Origin of the sequence: Nisaea sp. (assembly GCF_034670185.1) — a bacterium.
In the GTDB taxonomy this organism is placed as follows: Bacteria; Pseudomonadota; Alphaproteobacteria; order Thalassobaculales; family Thalassobaculaceae; genus Nisaea.
Map to the genome: position 1 here is coordinate 20107 of NZ_JAXMNY010000002.1, position 25953 is coordinate 46059.

At 61.6% G+C, this 25953-nt stretch carries 28 protein-coding genes; 5 read left to right on the forward strand and 23 right to left on the reverse strand.

Going from position 1 to position 25953, the window contains the following annotated elements; genetic code table 11:
* Positions 1-13: 13 nt before the first annotated feature.
* The 3 genes from VOI22_RS09640 to VOI22_RS09650 all read right to left on the reverse strand — a co-directional run bounded on the left by VOI22_RS09640 (position 14) and on the right by VOI22_RS09650 (position 3114).
* The gene (locus VOI22_RS09640; RefSeq protein ID WP_323796315.1) at positions 14-229 is read right to left on the reverse strand and encodes a hypothetical protein; all 216 of its coding nucleotides are present in this window, start codon (positions 227-229) and stop codon (positions 14-16) included.
* Between the two features lie 174 nt (positions 230-403).
* Complete coding sequence (locus VOI22_RS09645) at positions 404-2371, reverse strand: methyl-accepting chemotaxis protein (protein ID WP_323796316.1); 1968 nt, start codon at positions 2369-2371, stop codon at positions 404-406.
* A gap of 137 nt (positions 2372-2508) precedes the next feature.
* On the reverse strand, positions 2509-3114 hold the full coding sequence (locus VOI22_RS09650; RefSeq protein ID WP_323796317.1) for a peroxidase-related enzyme: 606 nt from the start codon (positions 3112-3114) through the stop codon (positions 2509-2511).
* Positions 3115-3276: 162 nt separating this feature from the next.
* Between VOI22_RS09650 and VOI22_RS09655 the strand changes: the two genes are divergently transcribed.
* From VOI22_RS09655 to VOI22_RS09665, 3 genes are all read left to right on the forward strand, one after another.
* Positions 3277-3885 (forward strand): DUF1684 domain-containing protein, encoded by a 609-nt coding sequence (locus VOI22_RS09655; RefSeq protein WP_323796318.1) that lies wholly within the window; start codon positions 3277-3279, stop codon positions 3883-3885.
* A gap of 150 nt (positions 3886-4035) precedes the next feature.
* Positions 4036-5082: an SDR family oxidoreductase gene (locus VOI22_RS09660; protein WP_323796319.1), complete on the forward strand. Its 1047-nt coding sequence runs from the start codon at positions 4036-4038 to the stop codon at positions 5080-5082.
* A gap of 31 nt (positions 5083-5113) precedes the next feature.
* Positions 5114-5623, forward strand: coding sequence for a nuclear transport factor 2 family protein (locus VOI22_RS09665; RefSeq protein WP_323796320.1), 510 nt, complete (start codon positions 5114-5116; stop codon positions 5621-5623).
* A gap of 85 nt (positions 5624-5708) precedes the next feature.
* Here the strand turns inward: VOI22_RS09665 and VOI22_RS09670 are convergent, their stop codons facing one another.
* Complete coding sequence (locus VOI22_RS09670; protein ID WP_416366245.1) at positions 5709-6611, reverse strand: S8 family serine peptidase; 903 nt, start codon at positions 6609-6611, stop codon at positions 5709-5711.
* Between VOI22_RS09670 and VOI22_RS09675 the strand changes: the two genes are divergently transcribed.
* Positions 6549-6782 (forward strand): hypothetical protein, encoded by a 234-nt coding sequence (locus tag VOI22_RS09675; RefSeq protein WP_323796322.1) that lies wholly within the window; start codon positions 6549-6551, stop codon positions 6780-6782. The genes VOI22_RS09670 and VOI22_RS09675 overlap by 63 nt on opposite strands.
* Positions 6783-6953: 171 nt before the next feature.
* Here VOI22_RS09675 and VOI22_RS09680 read toward each other — a convergent pair whose 3' ends face one another.
* From VOI22_RS09680 to VOI22_RS09690, 3 genes are read right to left on the reverse strand one after another with little or no spacing between them, the layout of a single operon-like run.
* Positions 6954-7262: a virulence factor gene (locus tag VOI22_RS09680; RefSeq protein ID WP_323796323.1), complete on the reverse strand. Its 309-nt coding sequence runs from the start codon at positions 7260-7262 to the stop codon at positions 6954-6956.
* Positions 7263-7288: 26 nt separating this feature from the next.
* Positions 7289-7912: a DUF1638 domain-containing protein gene (locus tag VOI22_RS09685; protein ID WP_323796324.1), complete on the reverse strand. Its 624-nt coding sequence runs from the start codon at positions 7910-7912 to the stop codon at positions 7289-7291.
* Positions 7913-7923: 11 nt separating this feature from the next.
* Positions 7924-8637 carry a B12-binding domain-containing protein gene (locus VOI22_RS09690; protein ID WP_323796325.1) on the reverse strand — a complete coding sequence of 238 codons (714 nt, stop codon included), beginning with the start codon at positions 8635-8637 and terminating at the stop codon, positions 7924-7926.
* A gap of 196 nt (positions 8638-8833) precedes the next feature.
* Here VOI22_RS09690 and VOI22_RS09695 point away from each other — a divergent pair, with 196 nt between their 5' ends.
* The gene (locus VOI22_RS09695; protein WP_323796326.1) at positions 8834-10000 is read left to right on the forward strand and encodes a hypothetical protein; all 1167 of its coding nucleotides are present in this window, start codon (positions 8834-8836) and stop codon (positions 9998-10000) included.
* Between the two features lie 2 nt (positions 10001-10002).
* On the opposite strand, the gene VOI22_RS09700 is transcribed toward VOI22_RS09695, so the two are convergent.
* The 16 genes from VOI22_RS09700 to ruvC all read right to left on the reverse strand — a co-directional run bounded on the left by VOI22_RS09700 (position 10003) and on the right by ruvC (position 25925).
* Entirely contained in the window at positions 10003-10716 is a 714-nt protein-coding gene (locus VOI22_RS09700) for a DNA helicase (protein ID WP_323796327.1), read from the reverse strand.
* Between the two features lie 174 nt (positions 10717-10890).
* Entirely contained in the window at positions 10891-11694 is an 804-nt protein-coding gene (gene thiD, locus VOI22_RS09705) for a bifunctional hydroxymethylpyrimidine kinase/phosphomethylpyrimidine kinase (protein ID WP_416366246.1), read from the reverse strand.
* Positions 11695-11722: 28 nt separating this feature from the next.
* A complete protein-coding gene (glmM, locus tag VOI22_RS09710) occupies positions 11723-13087 on the reverse strand; it encodes a phosphoglucosamine mutase (RefSeq protein ID WP_323796329.1) in 1365 nt (454 codons plus the stop codon).
* A gap of 44 nt (positions 13088-13131) precedes the next feature.
* The gene (folP, locus tag VOI22_RS09715) at positions 13132-14265 is read right to left on the reverse strand and encodes a dihydropteroate synthase (protein ID WP_323796330.1); all 1134 of its coding nucleotides are present in this window, start codon (positions 14263-14265) and stop codon (positions 13132-13134) included.
* Between the two features lie 3 nt (positions 14266-14268).
* Positions 14269-16203 carry an ATP-dependent zinc metalloprotease FtsH gene (gene ftsH, locus VOI22_RS09720; RefSeq protein WP_028466886.1) on the reverse strand — a complete coding sequence of 645 codons (1935 nt, stop codon included), beginning with the start codon at positions 16201-16203 and terminating at the stop codon, positions 14269-14271.
* 47 nt (positions 16204-16250) lie between these two features.
* Complete coding sequence (gene tilS / locus VOI22_RS09725; RefSeq protein WP_323796331.1) at positions 16251-17606, reverse strand: tRNA lysidine(34) synthetase TilS; 1356 nt, start codon at positions 17604-17606, stop codon at positions 16251-16253.
* Positions 17607-17643: 37 nt separating this feature from the next.
* Positions 17644-18717 (reverse strand): tol-pal system protein YbgF, encoded by a 1074-nt coding sequence (gene ybgF / locus VOI22_RS09730; RefSeq protein WP_323796332.1) that lies wholly within the window; start codon positions 18715-18717, stop codon positions 17644-17646.
* Positions 18718-18907: 190 nt separating this feature from the next.
* On the reverse strand, positions 18908-19426 hold the full coding sequence (gene pal, locus VOI22_RS09735) for a peptidoglycan-associated lipoprotein Pal (RefSeq protein ID WP_028466885.1): 519 nt from the start codon (positions 19424-19426) through the stop codon (positions 18908-18910).
* Between the two features lie 165 nt (positions 19427-19591).
* On the reverse strand, positions 19592-20914 hold the full coding sequence (tolB, locus tag VOI22_RS09740) for a Tol-Pal system beta propeller repeat protein TolB (protein ID WP_323797015.1): 1323 nt from the start codon (positions 20912-20914) through the stop codon (positions 19592-19594).
* 92 nt (positions 20915-21006) lie between these two features.
* On the reverse strand, positions 21007-21963 hold the full coding sequence (locus VOI22_RS09745; RefSeq protein WP_323796333.1) for a cell envelope integrity protein TolA: 957 nt from the start codon (positions 21961-21963) through the stop codon (positions 21007-21009).
* A 4-nt stretch (positions 21964-21967) separates the two neighbouring features.
* Positions 21968-22411 (reverse strand): protein TolR, encoded by a 444-nt coding sequence (tolR, locus tag VOI22_RS09750; RefSeq protein ID WP_323796334.1) that lies wholly within the window; start codon positions 22409-22411, stop codon positions 21968-21970.
* 3 nt (positions 22412-22414) lie between these two features.
* The gene (gene tolQ, locus VOI22_RS09755) at positions 22415-23146 is read right to left on the reverse strand and encodes a protein TolQ (protein ID WP_323796335.1); all 732 of its coding nucleotides are present in this window, start codon (positions 23144-23146) and stop codon (positions 22415-22417) included.
* Positions 23147-23193: 47 nt separating this feature from the next.
* Complete coding sequence (ybgC, locus tag VOI22_RS09760) at positions 23194-23658, reverse strand: tol-pal system-associated acyl-CoA thioesterase (protein WP_323796336.1); 465 nt, start codon at positions 23656-23658, stop codon at positions 23194-23196.
* The gene (gene ruvB / locus VOI22_RS09765) at positions 23651-24730 is read right to left on the reverse strand and encodes a Holliday junction branch migration DNA helicase RuvB (protein ID WP_323796337.1); all 1080 of its coding nucleotides are present in this window, start codon (positions 24728-24730) and stop codon (positions 23651-23653) included. Before ruvB ends, ybgC begins: the two co-directional genes overlap by 8 nt.
* Entirely contained in the window at positions 24727-25350 is a 624-nt protein-coding gene (gene ruvA / locus VOI22_RS09770) for a Holliday junction branch migration protein RuvA (protein WP_323796338.1), read from the reverse strand. Before ruvA ends, ruvB begins: the two co-directional genes overlap by 4 nt.
* Positions 25347-25925, reverse strand: a complete 579-nt coding sequence (gene ruvC / locus VOI22_RS09775) for a crossover junction endodeoxyribonuclease RuvC (protein WP_323796339.1) — start codon at positions 25923-25925, stop codon at positions 25347-25349. The genes ruvA and ruvC overlap by 4 nt, the downstream gene beginning before the upstream one ends.
* Positions 25926-25953: the final 28 nt, after the last annotated feature.

Here is a 25953-nt window from a genome sequence, read left to right on the forward strand (position 1 = left end):
GGTGGTAACCCTGTCAGTTCCGGAGACGCTCGAGATCGATCCAGCCGCCTTTGCGGTTTTCGACCTTCAGGCCGGTGATCTCGCTAGGGAAGATCGGCGGTGAGGCCGCATTCCATGCTGGCCAGTCCGCCGTCATGTCGCTGGCATGCGCGATTGAGGCGGCCGCGAGCGATGCGACCAGAGCAAGTGCGAGAGTAGCCCTTCGCATGAGTGTTGAGAAAGCGGCCACCCTGTCCTCCCGTCCGGCTTAAGTACCCGGATTTGAAATGGGGAGTCTGGCCGAGGCTTCAATCACTCCAAAGGTTATTCTTCTTCTCCCGTCAAAACCGTCATTCCCGCGCAGGCCGGAATGACGGTAGTTTAGAGAGATCGGGCCGGCGCTCACACAGCTTCTGAGAAAGCCCTAGCCCGCGCGCACCTCTGCGAGGAAGCCGTCGACCGCCTTGGTCAGCTCTCCCGCCTGCCCGCCGAGATGGTTCGCTTTTTCCTTCACCCCGACCGAAACAGAGCGCGTTTCCGCAGAGGCCGCGACGACCTCGCCAATATTGACGGTGACGTCCTGCACGTTGGCGGAAGTGGATTCGACGCTGCGCGCGATCTCGTTCGTCGCGGCAGACTGTTCCTCCGCAGCGGCGGCGATGGTCCCGGCCACTTGATCGATATCGTTCACGGTGCCGGCAAGCGTCTCGATCGCCTCGACGGTGCTACGCACCGCTTCCTGCACCTTCTGGATCTGGCCGCCGATCTCGTCAGTCGCCTTACCCGTCTGGGAGGCGAGAGACTTGACCTCGTTGGCGACCACAGCAAAGCCCTTGCCCGCCTCTCCGGCGCGCGCCGCCTCAATGGTGGCGTTCAGCGCCAGCAGGTTGGTCTGCTCCGCGATGTCGGTAATCAGCCCGACAACCTCGCCGATCTTGTCGGCAGCCTCCGAGAGTTCCCTCACCTTGTTTGAGGTTTCCTCCGCCCGCTGGGCGCCATCCCGCGACATCCGGCTGGTATTCTGCAATTGCTCGGTTATCTCGCGGATCGAGGCTGCGAGTTCCTCGGCGGCAGCGGACACGGTCTGAACGCTGCTCTCACTCTCTTGCGCCGCCGTCTCGACGGTGTTGGCCCGCGAGGAGGCGTTATCCGCGACATTCATCAGTGTGTCGGCGGTCGTACCGAAGTCGGCGGCGGAACCCGCCACCGCATCGACGATGCCCTTGACCTGATCTTCGAACTTTTGCGCCAGAGCGAGCACCGCCCGGCGGCGTTCTTCCTCGGCGCGGGCCTTGTTCGCCTCTTCCTCTTCTTTCAGCCGTTCGGCCTCGACCAGTCCGTCCCGGCATTCAGCCATGGCGCGGGCCATGATGCCGATATCATCAGCGCGGTTCTGGTAAGGGATGTCCATTGAGAACTCCTTCTGGCTAAGACGCCGCAGAACCTCAATCGCGCTTTGCAGAGGCGCGGAGATCAGCCGGTTGACGATAAACAGCAGAACCAGAAGAATTACAGCGCTGACAGTGGCCAGCACACCTGCAGAGATGTAGGCGTTATTGATGGCCCGGTCGAAACGAGCGCGGTCGACCGCCACCAGCGCGGTTCCGATCACATTACCGGCGAAGTCGGTTACCGGCTGGGCTGCCAGAGCAGAGGCCTGGCCTGCGACCGCGATATTCAGGTCGAATATCTCACCCTTTGTCCCCGCCGCAAGCAGCACCGGATCGAATGCCATGTCCTCCGGGAAAGTGGAGGCCAGCTTCTGCATGCCGTCCTTTCGGGAAACGAAAAGCGCCGCATGTGCGCCGTGCTTTTCCCGAAATGCGTCAAAGAAGCTTTGTCCGAACGAGAGGCCAAACTCCACGGAGCCTATATGGCCGTCAGCATCGGCAATCGGCGCGACCCCGCGCATGCCGAGTCCTGCGACCCCGACCTCAAGCCCTTTGGTCGAAACCTTCTCATTATTGACCTTCAGGACCGTATTCCGGAAACCGGACAGATCGTCGCCGAATTTCTCCGGCTTGTGAACACGCAGGAAAGATGTCGCTGGCGGCAGGTGAAACTGGAATTGGCGGACTCCGAAGTCTGCCTTTAACTCCTTGAAGCCTGGAACGAAGATGCCGGCAAGCTTTTCGCGGTCACCAGCGCGCATTGCTTCGACCACATTCGATTGCAATGCGACCAGCTGCGCCATCGAAATGGCGCGCAGCCCTTCCTGCTCGATTTCCTGGGTCAGCGTCGTCGTGTTGGCCGTCAGCCGGTTCTTCAGCGCCGAGTTCGTCAGCTCTAGAGAGTTGTAGAGGCCGGATGCAGTGGCGATCGCGATCGCGATCAGCAACCCTGCCGCAACCATCAACGCGAGCTTGGTCTTTACCTGGAGCTTCCGAAACATTGCGTCATTCCAATAAAATTCCACCGCATATGGAGGAATTTAAACGGCCAAAATTAATCAACCATTAATGTAAAATTTTAATCGGAATTTTGACTGCAATGATCGGCTATCGCCAGGACGCAGAAACGCCCCCAACCTCAAGCATGCGACCAGTTATCCGGATCGTCCGACTGGTTCGGTGACAGGCCGATGATGTCCCCGGCCGTGCTCACTCCAAGCCCGAGGACCGTTCTGTTTGCGTAACAGAAGTAACTGACAACCTGGTTCACCTCCAAAATCCGCCCGTCATCGAGACCGGTGGCGCGCAATGCCTCGATCTCGGCCTCGTTCACCATGGCCGGATCGCGGGTCAGTTTTTCGGCATAGCGGCACATTTCCAGCTCCGCTCCGTCAAAGGCCTGCTCCGGCGCATCAGCCTCGAAAGCCGCCCGGATCGCGTCGGCGCGTGTATCGTCGGCGAGCAGGCGCTTCATGCCCTGGAAATGATGCTCGACGCAGTAGCCGCACTGGTTGATCTGACTGACATAGACGCCAAGCGCCTCCAGCATCCATTTCGGCACCTTGTTGCCGGTGTGGTGCAGTACGTACTTGTAGAGATGCATGTGCCCTTCCATGGAATGCGGGCGCAGGCTATGGGCCATCATGATATTATCGACATTGTCGTCCGGCCCCTTGACCCGGTCATAGAGCGTCTTCAGCCGGCCTGTCGCCTCGGCATAGGGCACGGTCGCGATCCAGGTCATGGGGTTCCTCCGGTTTGAATTTTTTCGTGGAACAGCTTCGGCGCCTCGGCAGAAACGGTCAAGCCATGCCGGATACAACAGCCAATCGACCTCACGCGTCCGTGAGATGCACTGGCGGGACAGATGCGCCATGTCACTCGGGACTATGTTTGGGGGACCGTTATGAACGCTGTTTCGCTTGCCGACTGGCGCCGCCGGATTGCTGAACTCTATACCGATATCCGCCGGGCCGATGATCCGGAGACCGCCTGGGCGCTCTGGCGCGACACGCGCGATGCATTGTTCTGCGAGCATGAGCAATCCCCCATTAGCGAAGACCGCCGGGCGGACTACGGCGCGATCCCGCTATTTGATTACGATCCCGAAATGCGTTTCGAGGTCGATCTGGAAACTCCGGAAAACGAAGACGTGCTGGCTGGCGAGATCGGCAATGACGGGCATATCTCACTCCGCCCCGCAGCCCGCACCCGGGGCCTTGCCTCAAAACTCGGCCGAGAGCTGACCGTCTACTGGATCGAGGGCTATGGCGGCGGCACCTTCTTGCCCTTCACCGATGCCACCAGCGGGAAAGAGACTTACGGCGGCGGCCGCTACCTGCTGGACAGCATCAAGAGCGCCGATCTGGGCCAGACGCCGGATGGCAAACTGATCCTCGATTTCAACTTCGCCTATCACCCGTCCTGCTATCACTCGCCGGACTGGGTTTGCCCCCTCGCCCCGCCGGAAAATCGCCTGCCGAAACCGGTCCGGGCCGGGGAACGAATGGGCTGACCTTTCGCCACGGGCGTTCCCGGCTGCGAGGCATCGACCATACCGGCCCGTCCGAACCGGCATGACAGCCTGCCGCCCGCTGGGCGGAATTCATCTTGCCAGACAAACCGCGCCATTGTGCAGTTCAAGAAAATCGGTGGGGAGATCTCGATGGCTACGAAGACGGCTTTGGTGCTCGGCGCGAGTGGCATGTTGGGCGGCGCGATCTGCCGTCGCCTGATTGAGGACGGTCAAAAGGTCGTCGGTGTCAGCCGTAGGCCGCCGCGCGAACCGTTGCCGATCACCTACCTGTCGATGGACCTGCTCGACCCGGCGGATTGCCGGACAAAGGCGGCGGAACTCTCGGACATAACGCACATATTCTATGCCGGACGCGCGCCTCACGGCGAAGGCGGGAACGAGTCTGTGGAAGACAATCTCGCCATGCTGGTCAACGCGGTCGACGCCGTCTCCGCCGCCGCACCGGGCCTGCGCCACGTCAATCTGATGCACGGCACCAAGTATTACGGCAATCATCTCGGGCCCTATAAGACACCGGCCGAGGAAGACGATCCACGGCCCGGCGTGCCCAACTTCTACTACGATCAGCAGGACTGGATATCCGGGCTCGACGTGCCGTGGAGCTGGAGCGCTGTGCGTCCGCCGCTGGTCTTCGATTTCACGCCCGGCAAGGCGCGCAACCTCGTCTCGGTGGTGGCCGCCTATGCCGAGATCATGCGGGAACTCGGCCGCCCCTTCAGTTTTCCGGGAACGGAGACGGCCTACGACTGCCTCGCCGAGTGCGCGCATGCCCACCACATCGCCCGTGCAGCCGTCTGGATGGCTGGCGCACCCGCCGCCGCCAACCAGGCCTTCAACATCACCAACGGCGACATCTTCCGCTGGAGCACTTTATGGCCGCGTTTCGCCGCCTATTTCGACCTCGAAGTCGGCCCGCCCCTTGGCATCTCCCTGGCCGAGACCATGGCGGAATATGAGCCGGTCTGGGACAGCATCGTCGCCAAGCACGATCTCGTCCCGACGCCATACAGCGACATCGCCCTCTGGACCTATGGCGATTACGTGTTCGCGCCGACCTACGACATCATCGCGGACACGACCAAGGCGCGGCTCGCAGGCTTCCATGATGTGATCAAGTCGGACCAAATGTTCACCGACCTGTTCGACCGCTATCGCGCGGCGCGCCTGATCCCCTGATCCGGCGCATACCGACAAACGGGAGGAATGCATGACCGACGCGGATCTCGCCCGCTTCACCGACATCGAGGCAATCAAGCGGCTGAAGGCGCAATATTGCCGATATATCGACACCAAGCAGTGGGACCGGCTCGCCGGCCTGTTCGCGCCCGGAACCATGTTCGAGGGATTCGGGTCCGCCCCGACCGGGTCCGATGAGCGCGCCTTCGTCACAGGCATTTCCACGCGGATGAAGGATGCGGTCTCGATCCACCATGTGCACAGCCCGGAGATTGCCTTCTTCGGCCCGGACCGAGCGCGGGGTATCTGGGCGATGATGGACCTCGTCGAACTCGGCCCCGGTGTTCCCTTGAAAGAGTTTCCAGGCGCCCGCGGCTATTGTGGCTACGGTCACTATGAAGAGGAATATCTCCGGGCGGACGGCATCTGGCGGTTCAGCTTCCTGCGCCTGACCCGGCTACGCCTCGACCCGATGGCAGCGGACCACCCGCCGATCCGGCACGACCTGCTGGCCCATTCGCCAGACTGGCTGGACGGCTGAAACACCTCGGCGCGGCTCCCAGACACGGCCAGGTTCTGATTGTGGCGCTACAGGAGGGGCTTAGTCGAGAACGGGACGCTACCTATCAGCCAAACATACCGCTGCAGAGACGAGTTTCGTGATTGAGCTGGTTCGGGGGAGGAAGATCCGCTTCGGCCAAAGCCTTCATATCAAGCATGCCAGCCTTATTATTCGCATGTGCATCGGCGGGCGCTCCTTGTTGCGTTTTCTCAAGCAGCGCCCGGAACGCTTCAACAATCATCCAAGGCTGATCCGCAGGGTAGGTCTGCTCGATATCGCGACCGCGCCGAGCAAGCCAAACGGCGGCCGCGCCGGACACGGTCGCCGCCGCATACGACGACCCATCCCCGTCCGGGAGCGGAAAATAATCGTCCTGGAGTTCGCCCGCCCGCCGCTTCGGCTGCGCCCTGAAAATCGTCTCGGCAGGCGCCCAGATATCAATATGTTGATAATCGACCGGATCGAGTGGGTCAGGTTGCGGTTTCCACATTTCAACAGCGGAGAGCCTGTCTCCCTGAAATTCAGGCTCAAGCCCGGCAGCGCATATGGAACGCCAGTACTTCCCTGGATAAGTCGCTTTGTTGTGCACGTTGTTTCCAAGAGCCCCTACGACAACGACTCCGTTCTCATAGGCATCGTCGCAAGCCTGCCCCAGCTTGCGCAATGCCCGTCGAAAGGGCCCAAACGGATTCAAGACCGGACGCGCGCCAAGGCTCATATTGATAACGGAGCAAAAACTCTCGTTCACCGCATGATTGATCGCATCCGCCACACGATTGATGGATTCCGGACTGATCAACGCGACGGAAGTAACTGCGCGATATGGCACGACAGGTACTCTGGGAGCGATACCGACCAGAACATCCGCATCAAATCCGTACATGACGCTGCCGATCCGGGTTCCATGTCCGGGATTGAGACCTCCAGCGACCGGATCAGTCGGCCTGCGATCCCGGTCCGGGTCCACGAAGTTAGCCCCCCGATCGATAAGGATATGCTCACTCTTGCCATCCGCATCCCAATCCCCAAAGACGGAATGCTCTACATATCCGGTATCTATATGCCCAATGCGGACATCGCCATAATCGAAGTCGTCCCCGGCAGTATCTTCAAGGAGCGGCGCCCAAGCGGCCGCTGACCGGACAAACTTCATGTTCCAGTTTTTACGTCCCCGCACATGCTGGACCATCGCAATCTCCCGCATCCACCTCCGACAAACCGGATGGCAGTCGGGCCGACACACCTTATCATTGATTATTCACCCAAGCCATACCCGCTGGAAGGAATGCGTCATTCGGAATCAAAGCACTCAGGCGTTGCCGCCATTCGCGATCAACGCCTTCAGCTTTGCGCCGCCATATTCGCCCTCAAGCGCCTCAGCCGCCGCCTGCGCCTCTGCTTCGAGATCGTCCCCGCACTCCACCGGATCGGCCCGGCGCCAGCCTTCCAGGTAAGCGCCCTCGTCTTCCGAGCCGTCCCTCATGGCCGCCATGTCGATGGCGTGGATAAAGCGCACGGGCAGCTCGATCTTCGCCTGCTCGCGTTTGCGCCCCCGGCCGCGTTCGGCAATGACCTGGGCCGGAATGTCGCGCCAATAGACGATGATGAGATGGGCCATTCCGGCTCTCCGTTAGTGTCCGGCCGTTACTGTCCGGGATGCACGGGATGTGCGTTTTCGATGAAGCTCTGCAGCTCGCCGTAGCCGCGATAGCGGCACTTGAAGGCGAGGCCGAGCCGCTCGGCGGCCTGTTCCGCTTTTGCTTTCAGGCGCGGGTCTTCGGTCTGGGCGATATAAACCAGCGCCGTGTAATTGCCGAAATACATGTCCCGCAGTTCCGGGAAGCGATCCAGCCCCAGCCCTTTGATGATCAGCCGGTCGAAATGCCGGACCAGGTAATCGGTCAGGAAAAAGCAAGCCGGGTCTTCGTCTGTCAGTGCCGTGAACTCGTCCGTGCCCATGAAGAACTGGTAGCAGTGCGGCCCGGCGATGCGCTCGACGCCGAATTCCTCGATCACCTGATCGACTTCTCCGCCGGTGCCGCAATCACCATAGGCGACGAACACCTGCTCATAGCCCTTCGCCGCCTGCAGCTTGCGCCGCAGGCCGGGGGCGATCTTTTCGGGATGATTGTGCCAGATGGCCGGCAGGCAGGTGATGTCCAGCGCGTCCCAGCCAGTGCTCTCTTTCAACGCGACCAGCTCCCGGCCGAGCGCACCGCAGGCAACTACAAGCGCCCGCGGTCTCTCAGGGTATGTCGAGGCGGCCATTGCCGCCCCGCTCAACTGACGCCCATGGCCGCCGAGTTGGAGCGCTCGCGCTCGGCGATCATCTTCTTCGCGGTCTCGACGGCAACCGCTGCATCGCGGCAATAGGCATCGGCGCCGACACTTTCAGCGAAAGCCTCGTTCAGCGGTGCGCCACCGACCAGAACGATGTAGTCGTCGCGGATGCCCTTCTCCTTCATGGTGTCGATGACGACCTTCATGTAGGGCATGGTGGTGGTCAGAAGGGCGGACATGCCGAGGATGTCCGGCTTGTGCTCCTCGATCGCGGCCAGATAGTTCTCGACCGGGTTGTTGATCCCGATATCGATCACCTCATAGCCCGCGCCTTCCATCATCATGGAGACGAGGTTCTTGCCGATATCGTGGATGTCGCCTTTCACCGTGCCGATCACCATCTTGCCCATGCGCGGCGCGCCGGTTTCGATGAGCAGCGGGCGCAGGATGGTCATGCCGGCTTTCATGGAGTTGGCGGCCATCAACACTTCCGGCACGAACAGGATGCCGTCGCGGAAATCGATGCCGACGATGCGCATCCCCTCGACCAGAGCCTCGGTCAGAACCTTGTACGGGGTCCAGCCGCGCCCGAGCAGGAGGTTGACGCCCTCTTCGACTTCGTCTTTCAGACCGTCATAGAGATCGTCGTGCATCTGCTGCACAAGCTCTTCATCGTCCAGTTCGGACAGAACGATATCGTCTTCCTCGGCCATGTCGCCTCCACAAGAAAAGCGCTTGAATTCGTTTTGCTATCACAACACTTACGCGGGGCGCGTCAGAACTCCATGCCCCGGGCGACATCAAGTATCGGCAGCACGACGAAAAATCGACAATCGAAAGCTGTCCCAATCGTTGCGGGGTTGTAATTGGGATAGTAATTCTCCCATCGACTACATCTCGGAGGCCGCCATGCTGCTCGTCACTGCCGTAGACGGACCGGAAACTGCGGAAGTCGGCTCAGTCGCCCGTTATGAGGCGTCAGCGTTCAATCAGCCCAACCCCGAACCGGCGGATCTGGCGCGGATCAACTGGGAAATCCGCTGCGACGGTGTCCGCGTCTCCCGATCCATGGCCGCCGGTCCGACACTCGATGTCAGCATCGCACCGGAATATGCGGGGCGCACCCTGCTCGCCATGCCTTTCGCCAACAGTCCGACCGAACGGGTCTCCGCCAAGACAGCCATTTCCGGCCCGGAGCAGCAGATCACCGAGCCGGCGACCGTATCCATCAGCGTCGACGGGTCGCGATATTCGGCGCAAATCAATGACGGGCCCGCATTCTTTGTCGGCAGCGACGTCCGTTTCCAGAGCCTCCGGGGCCTGATGAACACGACACCTGGTTCCGATATCTACACGCCGGAGGACTACCGGGAGCAATTCGGGATCTGGGCCGACCTTATCGCACCGACAGTAATGTGCGAGAGCAAGGGCAGTTTCCACTGCCTCAACACCTACGACCGTGCCGCCTTCACCTTTGGCTTCATGCAGGATGCCGTTCACGAGCCCGATGAAAACTTCGTCCTGCTGTTGCGCCGGTTCCTGCTGCTGAAAGACGCGCAATTCTATTTCCCTGATCTGATCCTGCAAAATGGCCACATCTCCCAAAAGACACCGGGAGGCATTGTCCAGCTCGAAGACGACACCAGCAGCCAGGGTCTGATGAACTATCTCAACCCGGACCCGGATGCTGTCTGTCAGCAGGAGGCCGAGATCGCGGCGAAATTCGTACACTGGGCGGAAAACAATCCGGAGAACCGGGCGACCCAGGTTGCTTTCACCATCGAGCAGCAACGGCAGAAATACGCGAACTATGCCCGGCGCTACGATCTGGAGGGAGCGGAGGATTCTGTCTGTATCGTGGTCGCCGATATCCGCCATCAGGGGCGTGCCAAAAGCAGCGTTATCGAACAGGCTCTCAAGGCCAGCGATCCCCTGAACGCCCTGCTCGATATCGGCAGCACGACATACGCGCCCCGCATCGAGACATTGCGTCAGGAGATCGAAAAAATGACGGGGGCCGGCATTCTCGGCAAGCACGTCTATAACCTGGAAAAACAGGATTTCGTCGCCGCCTGACGTCAGGCCACAGCGTCCAGTCGAACCTCACCGTCATGCAGGAAGCAGCTCTTGGTGAAGAGACTTAGGTCCACCGGGTTCGGCAGACGGACATCGGACAGGTCAGGCAGCTGCTTTTCTCCCGGATCGTAAGCCCGGTCGATCTGCGAGATCAGGACAACGATATGGCCGGTCGTCTGCGCAAAATTCTTCAGCGCGGCCACCTGTTCGGCAAGTTCGGGGTTCTGGCGTCTCTGGTCCAGCAACTGCAAATAATCGATCACGGCAATACTATTGGGCGGAGCAGCACTCATCTCGGCAATGATATGCGCGGCGCAAATCCCGTCGGATGTATCCAGCGTCACCCGTGAGGAAATCTCCCCCGGCTCGATGCCGATTGCACGAACACGGTCGATGACGTCCGCATCGCTGTAATCCAGTGTGAAGAAGAAACCGTGCCGTCCGGCCTTCGCAGCTTCCGCGAGCAGTTCAAGTCCAAGCAGCGTCTTGCCATGGCCCGGCCGTGCCCCCAACAGAACGAGATCGCCGGGGGAGAGTTGCGCCAGCATTGCGCCGGCCGGCGTCTCGGGGGACGCTTTGGCCGCGAGATGGCTCCAGCTCTTGAAGCCTTCCGCGGCGGCAATACGGTCGAGTGCCTTGTTCAAAGGGATGCCGTCCTCGCGGGACAGCAGACGGGCCTGACGTTTGAGACGGAATACGGGATGAGAAAGTCTCATCGGGAACCTCCTGATGCGAGCGTCTGTCGCAATCCCTCCTTATGCGCATGCCCGAACAGTGGGTTCGAAATGATCGAAGCCCAACATGTCGGATGCTTTCCCAATGGAGGGGGGAGGCTCGGGCGTGCCTGTCAGGTGAGACTAGGCAACGCCTATGCAAAACTCAAGCGCGCTTCAGACGCCCGCGCGAAGAGTATGGGCGTGGTTCAGCGGTCCGTGACCGTGACCGTAACCCGGCGCACTCAGGATCGCCTTGCGCACATAATCCCGCGCCCGACTGACGGCATCCTCCACAGATAGCCCCTGGGCAATCCCGGCGGCCATCGCCGAGGCCGTGGAGCAACCGGTGCCATGCGTGTGAACGGTGTCGATCCGCTCCGAGCGGAAGATGACCGGCTCAGCATCCGCGGACACCAGGATATCGATCAACTCGTCGCCCTCCATGTGCCCGCCCTTCATCAGAACGTGCTTCGGGCCGAGCTTGAGCAGAACCTCGCCGACCCGGAGCATGTCGTCCCGGTTCGCGATCTTCCTTGCTGTCAGAAGCTCCGCTTCCGGGATGTTCGGCGTCAGGATAGTCGCGCGCGCGACCATCTTGCGCTTCATTGCGTCCAGCGCCTGCGGCTCCAGCAGCGGGTGTCCACCCTTGGCAACCATCACCGGGTCGACCACAAGCGGCGTATCCGGCGCCAACTCGGCCAGCGCCTTGTGCACGGTCTCGATCACCGGGATCGAGTGCAGCATGCCCGTCTTGATGCAATCGGCACCGAGATCCTTCAGCACCAACTCTATCTGCTTGGCGATGAACTCCTCATGGACGTCGTAAACGGCATGCACGCCCTCGGTGTTCTGCGCGGTCAGGGCGGTAATGGCTGTCATGGCGAAACCGCCGAGACAGGTGACCGCCTTGATGTCAGCCTGGATACCCGCGCCCCCGCCGGAATCGGAGCCGGCGCAGATCAGGACCCGGCCCTGCATCGGGTGTAAATCGCCGGTCTCTGTCATATCAGCCTGCGGCACGTTCGATCTCCAGTGCAATATCGTTCACCACATCCGCGACGAGCTTTTCGTCCGCGCCTTCGGCCATGACACGGATCAGAGGTTCGGTACCTGATTTGCGGATCAGGACCCGTCCCGTCCCGGCCAGACGCGCCTCGCCCTCACGGATAGCCGTCTTCACGGACTCGCCTTCCAGCGGCGGTGCACCTGTGTAGCGCACATTCTTCAGCAACTGCGGCAAGGGCGTGAAGACCGAGGCGACCTCGCTCATCGGCTTTTCGGACGAAATCAGCACCGCCAGCACCTGAAGCGCCGCGATCAGCCCGTCGCCGGTCGTCGCATGCTCGCTCATGATCATATGGCCGGACTGCTCGCCGCCAAGATTGAAGCCGCCGGACTGCATATGCTCCAGCACATAGCGATCGCCCACCTTGGTGCGGTGCATGGCAACGCCGATGCCCTCAAGATATTGCTCCAGCCCGAGATTGCTCATCACGGTGGTGACCAACGCCTTGCCGCGCAGCAGACCGGCTTCCGCCCAGGACGTCGCTATCAGCCCCATGATCTGGTCACCGTCGATGATCCGGCCATGCTCGTCCGCCATGATCAGACGATCCGCATCGCCATCCAGCGCGATGCCCAGGTGCGCACCATTCTCCGTCACCGCCTTGCACATGGCATCCGGGGCCGTGGCACCGCAGCCGGCATTGATATTCGTGCCGTTGGGGGACACACCGATCTCGATCACCTCGGCGCCAAGCTCGAACAGAACGCGCGGCGCGACCTTGTAGGCGGCACCGTTGGCGCAATCGACCACCAGCTTCAGGCCCTCGAGCCGCATGCCCTTCGGGAACGTATTCTTGGCAATCTCGATATAACGGCCCTGCGCGTCCTCAAGCCGGCGCACCTTGCCAAGCCTGTCGGCAGATGCCCGATCCTCGGCGCCCAGCGTGTCGATCCGGTTCTCGATCTCGTGCTCGACCTCGTCCGACAGCTTGAAGCCGTCCGGGCCAAACAGCTTGATGCCGTTATCCTGATAGGGATTGTGCGAGGCGGAGAGCATGACGCCGAGATCGGCCCGCAGGGAGCGGGTCAGGCTCGCCACGGCCGGGGTGGGAAGCGGGCCAAGCAGCACCACATCCATCCCGATCGAGGTGAACCCCGCCACCATTGCCGGCTCCAGCATGTAGCCCGAGAGCCGCGTGTCCTTGCCGATCACCGCCAGCGGCCGGTGTCCGGTCTTCGGCCTGCCGTTGCTGTGCACGAAGTGACGGCCGGCCGCCATGGCCACGCGAAGCGCTGTCTCGGCTGTCATCGGCTCGGCATTTGCGGTGCCTCTGATGCCGTCGGTTCCGAAGAGATTTCTGGTCATGAAGTTCCAAGCAATATCAGAATGACTGGAGCGAGCACCGCAGCTTACCGCCGACCGGCGATTCCCGCCCAGACTTTTAGCGCCTGTACGGTCTCGGCAACATCGTGCACCCGGACGATCTGGACGCCCTGCTCCACACCGGCAAGGGCAATGGCGAGCGAGCCCGGCACTCGTTCCTTTGCCGGCTCGTCCCGGCTGATATTGGCGATCATCTTCTTGCGCGACGCGCCGATGAGAACGGTGCAGCGGAATCCGTGCAACAGGCCAAGCCGGGCCAGCACTTCGAGGTTCTGGTCCGTGTTCTTGGCGAATCCGATACCGGGGTCAACGACGATACGCTCACGCGGGATGCCGGCCTGCTCGGCCTCCAACACCCGTTGCTCCAGCTCCTCCAGCATCTGCAGAGGGGTGAAATCGTACTGAGCCTCGCTCTGCATGGTCTGCGGCTCGCCCCGCATATGCATCAGCATTACCGGGACCTTCGCTTCCGCGACAATGCGGCGGCTTTCCGGATCGGCCAGCCCGGTCACATCGTTGACGATATCCGCCCCGGCTTCGAGCGCGGCCCGCATCACGTCCGGGCGCCGCGTGTCGACGCTGATCACCGGGCGCTTCGCCCCGGCCCGTCGGCGAATACCCTCGATCACCGGCACCACCCGACGCAGCTCTTCCGCTACCGGCACCGGATCGGCGCCCGGCCGGGTGGACTCCCCGCCGAGATCGAGAATGTCCGCGCCTTGCATCAGCAGCTCGAATGAATGATCCACGGCATCATTGGTCGCGGCAAAGTCGCCGCCGTCGGAAAAACTGTCCGGCGTCACATTGACGATGCCCATGATCAGGGGGCGATCCGCCGGCAATCCGACAAGCACAGGACGCGGCGCGCTGATGAGGTCGAGTTGTTGATCGAAGGTGGTGCCGATCCCTTCGCCCTCAGCCCAGACAGTGGCCGCATCAAGCGGGGCAGGTCCCAGCAGGTGAATGGCATCTGCGGAACGGGCAATGATCTCGACGGCGGAGAATGCGGCGGGGCCGCCAGCCAGGGGGCGGCCGAGTCCGGCCTTCAGGAGCCGGTCCGCCATCTCACCCCGGACGATACCGGTCGGTGCAAGGCGAACGCTGGCCCCGGACGGCAAAAGGCCGCGCATCAGCGCGGCCTCTTTTAGAATGTTGGTCATGGATTACTCGCCGGGCTGCGGATCGGGCTCTAGGCCCCCACCGGTCTTCCCAGTGTCTTCCTTGCCGCCGGTCGGCACCGACGAACGGCGGCCGGCCCCGGGCTTCGGTCCGTCTTCCTTGTTGTTCTTCACCAGGCTTTCGCCAGCGAGCAGGGCTTTGATTTCGTCGCCCGAGAGGGTCTCGTATTCGAGCAGCCCCTTCGCCAGCGTTTCCAGCTCGTTGTAGTTTTCTTCCAGAATTCGACGGGCATCGCTGTAGGCGCCATCCACGATCCGGCGGATTTCCTCGTCGATCACCTTCGCGGTCGCATCGGAAACGTTCTTCTGCTGGGTCACGGAATGACCGAGGAAGACTTCCTGCTGGTCCTGCGAATAGGCCAGGAAGCCGAGTTTGTCGCTGAGGCCCCACTCGGTGACCATGCGGCGCGCCATGTCCGAGACCATCCGGATATCGGAGGATGCACCGGTTGTGACCCGCTCTTCACCGAAGACAAGCTCCTCGGCAAGCCGGCCGCCACAGGCGACCTGCAGGTCCGCATAGAGCTTGGCACGGGACAGCGAGATCCGGTCGCCTTCCGGCAGACGCATGACCATACCAAGGGCGCGGCCGCGCGGGATGATCGTCGCCTTGTGGATCGGATCGCTGTCCGGGCAATGCAGCGCAACCACGGCGTGGCCGGCTTCATGATAGGCCGTCAGCGCCTTTTCCTCGTCGGTCATGACCATGGAGCGGCGTTCCGCCCCCATCATGACCTTGTCCTTGGCTTCCTCGAACTCGGCCATGGCGACCACGCGCTTGCCCTTGCGGGCGGCGAGCAGGGCAGCTTCGTTAACGAGGTTCGCAAGATCGGCGCCGGAGAAGCCCGGCGTACCGCGCGCGATAACCTTGGCGTCCACATCCGGACCCAACGGAACCTTGCGCATATGCACTTTCAGGATGCGCTCACGGCCCAGGATATCCGGGTTCGGCACCACGACCTGACGGTCGAAGCGGCCGGGACGCAGCAGCGCGGGGTCAAGCACGTCCGGGCGGTTGGTGGCAGCGATCAGGATCACGCCCTCATTCGCCTCGAAACCGTCCATCTCGACCAGCAACTGGTTCAGGGTCTGCTCACGCTCGTCATTTCCGCCGCCAAGACCGGCGCCGCGATGACGGCCGACAGCGTCGATTTCATCGATGAAGATGATGCAGGGTGCGTTCTTCTTGCCCTGCTCGAACATGTCGCGGACTCGGCTGGCGCCGACGCCAACGAACATCTCGACGAAGTCGGAACCGGAAATGGTGAAGAAGGGCACATTTGCTTCGCCGGCGATGGCGCGAGCAAGCAGCGTCTTACCGGTACCCGGAGGGCCCACCAGAAGACAGCCCTTAGGAATCTTGCCGCCGAGGCGCTGGAAGCGCTGCGGGTCCTTCAGGAACTCGACGATCTCTTCAAGCTCGGTCTTGGCTTCGTCAATACCGGCGACATCGTCAAAAGTTACGCGTCCGACTTTCTCCGTCAGCAGCCGGGCGCGGCTCTTGCCAAAGCCCATGGCCTTGCCGCCGCCGCCCTGCATCTGGCGCATGAAGAAGATCCACACACCGATGAACAGCAGCATCGGGAACCAGGAAATCAGGATGCCGAGCAGGCCGGACATGCCCTCTTCAGGCGGCGCAGCGGCAATCCGCACGCCCCCTTCCTTGAGCCGGTCCACCAGACCAGGATCGTTCGGGGCGTAGGTCGCAAAAGTGCGCCCGTCGCTGAAGTGACCCTTGATGGTATTGCCCTGGATCACGACGTCGGTTACCCGACCGGACTCCACCGAGCTAAGAAAATCCGAAAATGCAAAATTCGGATATCCACCAGGTTTGTTCGAACTTTGGAATAGATTGAATAGCGCCACGAGCAGGACGCCTACGATAATCCAGAGTGCGAGATTCTTGCCGAAATTGTTCACGCCGATTATGCCTCGGTAGGGTTCCTGTTCAGCCGGACGGCCCATTCTTAGTCTGTCGTCGCGGCCCTGTCATCCCTGCTGGCCCGGAAAGCGTCGGCTACCCATGGCACAGCTGGACGAAATTCAATGTGGAACAAACCAGCTTCCAAGGGCCGCCGACTTGTCCATGTGTCCGAAAGGTGGGGGGCAAAGAGACGCCCGTCAAGGTCAGTTACAGCAGGAAGTGACGCGCGAATGCCCGCTGGAAGTGACATGGAGGCCTTCGCGGCCGCCCCGGTCAGCCGTAAACGGCGCTCACCCCTGCGTTCCAGCATGTGAATCCAGGCCGGCTGCGCACCTGACCAGGTGACGTCAAAACGTCCGTCCCAACGGCTCACACCCTGGCTCCGCAGCATTTCCGGGCCGGTTTCTCGCGGTGTTTCCCTGGCAATCCAGAGCCTGTCCGCCCGGCCGCGCCAGACGAGGCAGCCTCCGAGTGTGACAGGATCGCCAACGCCATCATCCAGCCGCCTCAAAAAACGCTTCATCCGCTCTGCGCGTGGCGGATAATCCAGCCCGCCGATCGATTGCAGCAATCCGGAGAACAGCTTGGCACGCAATGGCAGCGGCAAATTCAGAGCAGCAGAAAGATCGAGCACGGCGAATCCGCGCGGGTCCAGGTCAGCGAACTCAGTCAGAAAGCCTGCCAGTCGGGACTCACTCCAGTCCCTCAGCCGTCCGAATACCCGCGCAAGGCGATTGAGTTGGCGCGCATCCAGCCCGACTTCTGCCATTCCCTGCGCGCCCTGACGAACCCGAACCCGTTCGAAACGCCGGTCACGGTTACTCGGGTCCTCGACCCAGGCTTGCGCCTCGGCGAGGCAATGAGCGCGGAGCCGGACCGGCGGCAGGTTCAACAACGGGCGCAGGACAGCAATGCCACCACGCATCTGCCTTGTCCGGATACCGGCCAGCCCGTCGGGGCCGCTGCCGCGCGCAAGGCGCATCGCCATGGTCTCGGCCTGATCCTGCATATGGTGTGCGAGGAATAGTGCTTGGGCGCCCACAGACAGCGCATGATCCGTCAGAAGCGCAAACCGCGCCGAACGGGCTGCCGCCTGCAATCCGGCAGCCGGTTTCACCCCGCGCCATGTCAGGATCTCGTGTTCGATCCCGCGCGCCGCCGACCAGCCAGATACCCGACGGGCTTCCGCAGCGGAGTCCGCTCGCAGCGCGTGATCAACAGTTACGGCAACGAGACGATGCCCTCGGGCACTGCACCAGCGCGCCAGCATCATGCATAGAGCCATGCTGTCCGCGCCGCCCGACACTCCGGCAATAAAGACTGAAGGTCCGGCAGAGGCGAGCGCCGGATCGGCGTCCTTGAGAAGCGCCTCGAATTCAGAGTCCGAGACTGGTTTCAAGCCTGACAGTCGTTTTCTCCCGCTACCCGGGGATGAGCTAGCAGCCGATCCGCTGCCGTTCCGTCTCCGCCCGGCGCTTGATATTGGCGGAAGCGTTCGGGAAGTCGGTCTTCAGCTGATCGAAGGTGACGCAGGCATCTTCCTTCCGATCCATCCGGGCCAGAGAGAAACCGAGTTTCAGCAGATTATCCGCGGTCTTGGAGCTTCCCGAGTATTCCGTATAGCCCTTGGCGAAGGTCTTGGCCGCATTGGCGAAATCCTTACGCACATAGTAGGTCTCCCCCAGCCAGTAGATCGCATTACCGGCCAGCGGGCTTTTTGGATGACGTTCGAGGAATGCGCTGAGCGCCTGCTCGGCAGATTGGAAGTCCTGCTTCTGCAGATAGGCAAAGGCGTGCTTGTACTGCTCTTCGGGAGAGCCGTCGGGCAGGATCTGCTGGGGAACAGCCGAAGGCGCGCTTGCGACGGTCTCGGGAGCTCTGGCAGGCGCAGGAGGCTGTTTAGCCTCCGTGGCGGGAGCCGGCGCATTATCGAGAGACTTGACCTCGGACTGCTTCAGATAGCCCAGAACGCCTTGCCCCTGCCCCGCGGCCGGCGTCTCCGTCGACGCCGGTTCAGCCGCGGCATTGTTAGAGTTGTCCCGCACGGATCCTGTCTGTAAGGGAACACCGCCACGCTCAAGCGCCTGGAGCCTGAAATCAATGTCTCGCACCAGCCGGTCGATACGGCCGGAATTCTGTTCCACCTCGAACTCAACTTCCTCGATCTTACCGGTGAGAGAGCGGATCAGGGTTTCAAGCTGTTGCAGACGGACTTCGACACGGGCGGCATAGCTTGTATCAAAGCCTGCGCTCTGATTGCCCGCGGCGGCCGAGGTCGTTGACGTCCCGGACGTGATCGGTGCCGGGGTCACAGGTGTCGCCGTGATGCCTGTGCCGCTGCCGCGATAGAGCTGGCGCTGCAGGTCCTGCATGTCGCGCTCCATCCGGTCGATACGGTTCAGCAAGTTCTGGACGTCCTGCGCGGCTGCCGGCAGCGCCGTCAGGGCGAGGACCATAAGGGCCGCAGCACCAATCGTGCGTGCTCCGCCAAATACGAACCGGCTCGTCATCTCTCGAACTCCCAGTCTCACTATCGTCGAGTCTCACAATCGTCGCGACCGTCACATCTAACCCGCCAATCGAGCAGGAATAAGGCACGGCTGCCATCGGAGTGCAGGCAATTCCGCCTCCACAAAAGACAACGCGCCGGTCTGGAAAACCAGACCGGCGCGGTCTAACTCAATCGGGCAGGCCGAAGCCTTAATTGATGGTGGTCACACCGCGACGGTTCTGTGCCCATGCTTCTTCATTGCTGCCGAAAGCAACCGGACGCTCTTTGCCGTAGCTGATGGTGCTGACACGACCGGCATCGACGCCAAGCGCGATCAGATAATCTTTTGCTGCACTGGCACGGCGTTCGCCAAGGCCCAGGTTGTATTCCCGGGTACCGCGCTCATCGCAATGTCCTTCGATGGTCACGGTCGCGCTCGGATACTTGCGCAGCCAGAAAGCCTGACGCTCAAGCGTCGTACGGGCTTCCGGAGTCAGGTCGTACTTATCGAACCCGAAGAACACCCGGTCGCCGACTTCGGCGACGAACTCTTCGCGCGAACCCGGAGCAGCCGTAACAGCCCCTGTAGAGGCTGATGATGTCGAGGGCTGATTCGCAGCCGGTACCGTCGAGCCCGCGCCGCCCGACTGGGACGCCGTTTCCTGGTCGGTCGAGCACGCGGCGACGAGGAGACCCGCAGCCACGATTGAAAGAAACTTCATTGCCATTCTTTAACCCCCACAGAAGTGAGCCTTCGATCCAAGTTTACGGCCGTGCCCCTTAGACTCTAATCGGACGCGCCAATCCTTTGTGTTCTCTAACAGATTTCTACGGATGGCGATACCCGCTCATTACCGGAGAAGGCTTGTCGAGAAAAATATATTTGCATGCCGCTAAGGAATCAAGGGCGACCATGCGGGATCGGAAGCATCCACAGGTGTGACAATCTCGCGCTCGTTATATCCTGTGAGGTCAACGGAGTAGAGTTTGGTTTTACCCCCTCGGCCAGAAGAATCCGATGGGAACTGCTTGAAATATATAAGAACCCGGCCATTCGGCGCCCATGTCGGCGCCTCCACCAGATAGCCCTGGGAGAGCAGACGCTCGCCGGTTCCGTCCGGCCGCATCACCCCAATATAGAACTGACCGCCGACGATTTTGGTGAAGGCAATAAGGTCGCCGCGCGGAGACCAGACCGGCGTTGCATAGCGCCCTTTACCAAAACTGATTCGCCTCACATTGCTGCCGTTCGCATCCATCACGTAGATCTGCTGGCTGCCGCCACGGTCGGAGTTGAAGGTAACCTGACCTCCATCCGGCGCGAAGGTCGGCGATGTATCGATTGACGGGCTATCGGTCAGGCGACGCACCCGCCGGGTAGCGAGATCCATCGTGTAAATGTCGGTGATGCCGTTCCGGGCCATACTCATGATCACCCGGTTGCCATCCGGCGAGAAACGCGGCGCGAAGGTCATGCCAGGGAAGTCGCCCAGCACTTCCTGCTGCCCGGTTTCAATGTTGAAAATATAGACCCGCGGCTTGTCGTTATAATACGCGAGATAGGTGATTTCCTGCAGCGTCGGCGAGAAGCGCGGCGTCAGTACGAGATCCTTGCCGTCTGTCAGGAAACGGTGGTTCGCACCGTCCTGATCCATGATCGCCAGCCGCTTGGTCCGGCGGTCCGGCGGACCGCTTTCGGCAATATAAACGACACGGGTATCGAAATAGCCGGATTCACCAGTCATGCGCTGGTAGATCGCGTCGGAGATGATATGGGCGACACGGCGCCAGTTCGCCGGAACCGTGGTGTAGGCGTTTGCCACCATCTGCTGCTCGGCAAAGACGTCCCAGAGACGGAACTCAACTTTCACAGCACCGCTCGCCTCAAAGCTCACCGCGCCGTGCACCAGTGCCTGCGCATTGATCAGGCGCCAGTCACCAAACCGGGGCAACGCGCTCAGCGATACATTGCGCTGGATAAAGGCGGCGTTGTCGATCGGGGCGAACAGACCGGAGCGCTCCAGGTTGGCCGCAATCACAGCCGCAATATCCCGGCCTATCTGCGCGCTCTCGGCATTGTTGCCGGTGAACTCGGAGACCGCCACCGGCAAAGGATCGACCTTGCCCTGGGTGATGTCGATCCTCAGCTCGGCCCGGGCAGGGCCTGTTGCAAGAAGTACCAGCAGCAGAGCCGGCAGCACCCACCGCCAAAGCATTGCAGCAGGTGAAAACTCCATAGTGCCCATAGAGCGGGACGGTCCAGCGAACCTCATGATCGGCCTCTCAAGTCGGTCGTGATCGCGGATCTTCACAGCAGATCCCTCGGATTGAAAGTCATGGTGATGTTTTTCCATGACTCATATTTTTCAGGCGGCAACGGAAGCTTGCCGCAGCTCAGCACAGCGCGCCGGGCGCTTTCTGCAGCACTCCGGAAGAAACCGTCCCGGGACAGCCGTGCCTGGTCGACGATCCGCGCATCGCGCACGGTGCCGTCTGCCCCCATCTGCAAGGCAATCTCGATATAGAGGTCTTCCGCATCCTTGGCGCCTGCCGGCACGTTCCAGCATTGCGCGATCTGTCGGCGCACTGCGTCGATCTCACTGATCGAGACCTTGTTCTCCGGATCGAACGCCTTGTCGGACCGGCTGCGAGCCGGTGCCTGCAGTTTGGCGAGCACATCCTTCAAGGGATCGGCCTTTTTCTTCGGCTTTTCTTCTTCCGGTTTCGCCGGCTGTGCGGGCTCCGTCTTCTCAAGCGTCTTCAGCAGGCGCGAGAAATCGAGCTTCTTGTCATCTTTTTTCGGCTTCGTCTCAGCTTCTTTCGGCGTCGGCTCCGGCGCGCGCGGCTTGGGGCGCGGTTTCGGCGCGGGTGCCGGGGCCTGCGCAACCTTCTCCGGCTCAGGCGCCTTCTCGGGCGCGGGCTTCGGGATCGGCGCAGGTTCCGGCTCGGGCGCTTCGACAACCGGCTCAGGCGCAGGTTCCGGTGTAGGAGCCGGGGGCGGAGGAGGAGGCGGTGCTGCCGGCTCAGGTGGTGGGGGCGCAGGCTTCGGGGCTTCGGGTTCCGGCTCCTCGGGCTTCGGCTCTTCGACCTTCTCGGGCTCGACGGCCGCCGTCGGCGTGTTTGTTACTTCCGAAATATCCACCATGTCGACAATGACCAGTTGCTCCGGAAGGATATCGTCATTCCGAAGTTGGGGCAGGCCGAACCATGCAAATGCGAACACCGCAACATGGATGCCGATGGATATGGAGAGCCCGGTGCGCATGGCGTCAGCGCGTCCCCTTGCTGTCCGGAATTTCGGCCAATAGCGCGACCTTCTTGAAGCCGGCGGAGCTGATCAGCCCCATGACCTCCATCACGGTGCCATACTGGATCGACTTGTCGCCGCGCACAAAGATCCGCACATCCGGGCGCTGCCCGGTGACGGCGTTCAGCCTCGGTACCAGATTTTCCCTTGGCACTTCGGTGTCCTGCAGGAAGATCACACCCTCCGCGTTCACCGAAACAACCAACGGCTCGACCTCATCCGTCAGCTGCGCCGCCTTTGTTTTCGGCAAATCGACCGGCACACCGACCGTCAGCAACGGCGCGGTGACCATGAAGACGATCAGCAGCACCAGCATGACATCGACCAGCGGCGTCACGTTGATCTCGCTCAGCGGACGATAGCGCCCTCGCGCGCCCCGCCCGTTTCCGATCATGGAAGCGGCCATGGCTCAGCCTCCCTCGTCAAGCTGACGGGAAAGGATGGAGGCGAATTCGCTGGAGAAGGTTTCCAGACGTCCCGCATAACGGCCAAGGTCGGTGGAAATCTTGTTGTAGGCGATCACCGCGGGGATAGCCGCGACCAAGCCGAGGGCCGTTGCGAACAGGGCCTCTGCAATACCCGGCGCCACCACCGCAAGTGAGGTGTTCTTGGTCGCCGCGATGGACTGGAAACTGTTCATGATCCCCCAGACGGTGCCGAACAGCCCGACAAATGGAGCGACGGAGCCGACCGAAGCAAGAAAGGTCATGTGTTTTTCGAGGCGATCCATCTCCCGGGAAATCGAGAGCTGCATCACTTGTTCGATGCGCTGGCGCAGACTGGCCCGGATGTCTGAGCCTTTCGTGGTCAGCCCTTTGGCGGCAGACCGGCGCCACTCCCGCATCGCTGCCGTGAACACACCGGTCATCGGATCGCCCGGCTGCCCGCCGATACGATCATAAAGATCCTCAAGCGACCCGCCGGACCAGAATGATTCCTCGAACTGCGCTGCAGCTTTGGAAAGCCGCCGCATTTTCAAAGTCTTGTCGACGATAATCGCCCAGCTCCAGATCGACGCGCCGATCAGGATGACCATCACGGCCTTCACGATCCAGTCCGCAGCCATGAACAAGCCCCAGATGCTCATGTCCATGGCGGCGGTGCCTCCAAGCGTCACGGTATCGACTAGTGTCTGATCCATTTAGATACTCTTCCCCGACGTCTGTCTTATGGCTTGAGCGGCGATCATCACGATCCCCCTCCGTCGTGCCGGTCCAATTTTGATTTCACCGATTGTGGCACCCGCGCCGGGCGCCCCTTCCGGTCCACACAGGCAATGGTGCTGACCACCCTCACCAGATATCCGTCCGTGCCCGTCTTCGATATGGTCTGCTCGACCAGAAACGACGCGCCCTTGATCCCGGCAATCACCGTCTGAATTTCGAGCGCATCGTCGAGCCGGGCCGGCAGGCGAAAATCGATCTCGCTGCGCCTGACCACGAAAAAAACGCCTTCCTGGTCGGAGAGATCCGACTGGGAGACACCAATGTCGCGGAGATATTCCGTGCGGCCACGTTCGGCGAAACGCAGATAGTTGGCGTGATAGACAACACCACCCGCATCCGTATCCTCGTAATACACGCGGGCGCGGAGCAAATGTGTACCGTCCGCCGTGAACCCCGTCACCGCAGGCTGCAGCAACCGCTCAGACATCCTCACCCTCGGCATTATTGTCGAGAAGGGTCATTTGCGCCGCTTCGGCGGGCGTCCTGTTCGGCATAGCAAGGCCGAGATAGCGGTAGCCGGATTCGGACAGAAGCCGCCCGCGCGGCGTGCGCTGAAGCAAGCCCTGTTGCAGCAGGTAAGGTTCGATCACTTCCTCGATCACGTCGCGCTGTTCGGCCAATGCCGCCGCGAGGGTTTCCGCACCAACCGGGCCACCACCGTAATTATCGGCGATGCAGTGCAGATAGCGCCGGTCCATGGCATCCAGGCCGCGCTTGTCGATATCGAGGCGGTTAAGCGCTCCGTCAGCCGCCTTCTGATCAATTTCATCAACCCCGGCCACGGCCGCGAAATCCCGTACCCGGCGCAGCAGGCGGCCGGCAACGCGCGGCGTTCCGCGAGACCGGCTGGCGACTTCCGCCGCACCTTCGGGCAACAGGTTCATGCCAAGCAGGGAAGCCCCGCGCATGACGATGCTCTGCAGTTCCTCCGGCGTATAGAATTGCAGCCGCAAGGGAATGCCGAAGCGTTCGCGCAAAGGGGTCGTGATCAGGCCCGACCGCGTCGTCGCCGCCACCAGCGTAAAAGGTGGCAGATCGATCCGGATAGACCGGGCCGCCGGGCCTTCGCCGATAATGAGATCGAGCTGAAAATCCTCCATGGCCGGATAGAGCACTTCCTCTACGGCAGGATTAAGGCGATGTATCTCATCGATGAAGAGAACGTCGCGCGCCTGAAGGTTGGTCAGCAGGGCCGCAAGGTCTCCGGCCTTGGCGATCACCGGGCCGGATGTGGCGCGGAAATTCACCCCAAGCTCACGGGCGACGATCTGGGCCAGTGTGGTCTTGCCAAGACCGGGAGGGCCGAAGAAAAGCGCGTGGTCCATCGCCTCTTCGCGAGTCTTCGCAGCCTCGATGAAGACTTTCAGATTCTCCCGCATTTGCTTCTGGCCGACGAAATCATCGAGGGTAACCGGACGCAGCGCCCGCTCGGGCGTGTCCTCGGTTGACCGTTCGCCATCGACGATCCGGCCCTCTTCACCATCGTCCCAGTCGCTCACGAAGCAAGCTCCTTCAGCCCGCCGGTGATTAGCTGGTTAAGGTCCGCATCGGGCCCCATCGCTTTGACAGCGGCATGAACAGCGCCATAGGCAATACTGCGGTCATAGCCGAGATTCACCAGGGCGGAGATCGCATCGGCGACAGCGGCGGACTCTCCCGCCGCGGCGGCCTTGCCGCCCGCAGGTGCAGGCATCGAGGCATCGGCGCCAAGCGAGATGTTCACCGCCTTGTCTTTCAGCTCGTTCACAATCCGGCCGGCCAGCTTGGGGCCGACGCCGTCCGCCCGGGTCAGCATCTTGGCATCTCCGGCGGCAACAGACCGCAGGACCTCGTCAGGCGCCAGCGCGGACAGGATGGAAAGTGCCGCCTTGGCCCCCACACCCTGCACTGTCTGCAGGATCCGGAACATCTCCTGCTCTGCCTTGTCGGCGAAACCGTAGAGATGAATGTGATCTTCGCGGACATGGGTTTCGATATGAACGGAGACAGTCCCGCCCTTGTCCCCCAGTTTCGCGAGAGTCCGGCTGGACGCAAAGATCAGATACCCGACACCGCCGACATCGATCACGGCGCTGCCGTCACCGAAGGAATCGAGAACACCCCGCAACTTGGCGATCACTGGCCCATCTCCTTACGCAGAGCCGCCTGGATCGCGCGCTCGTACCCACCGGTTGCAGATTGTTGTTTGATCCGGGACACGCCCACCGTCTCGCCGAAGGCGTGGCGGCTCTGGGCGAAATGTGCGTGACAGATCGCCACCGCGAGCGCATCCGCCGCATCCGCGGAGTCGAACGCTGCCTCAGGCAGCAGCTTCGACACCATGATCTGGACCTGGTCCTTGTTGGCGTGTCCGGCACCGACCACAGTTTTCTTCACCCGGTTCGGCGCATACTCGGTAACCCGGAGGCCTTGCTTGGCGGGAGCTAGAATGACGGCGCCACGAGCCAGTCCGAGTTTCAGGGTCGATTCCGGGTTCTTGTTGACGAAAGTTTCCTCGACCGCCGCCTCACCTGGGCTGTAACGGTCGAGAATCTCCAGAACACCGTCATGCAATTCGAGGAGACGTTCCGCAATGGACCGGGACGAAGTGGACTTCAGGGTCCCATTGGCGACGTGGCGCAGCCGGTGGCCATCCACATCGACCACACCCCAGCCGGTAAAGCGGAGTCCCGGGTCGAGACCGAGAAGCCTCATCGTGATTGCATCTCCCCAATGGGCTTTT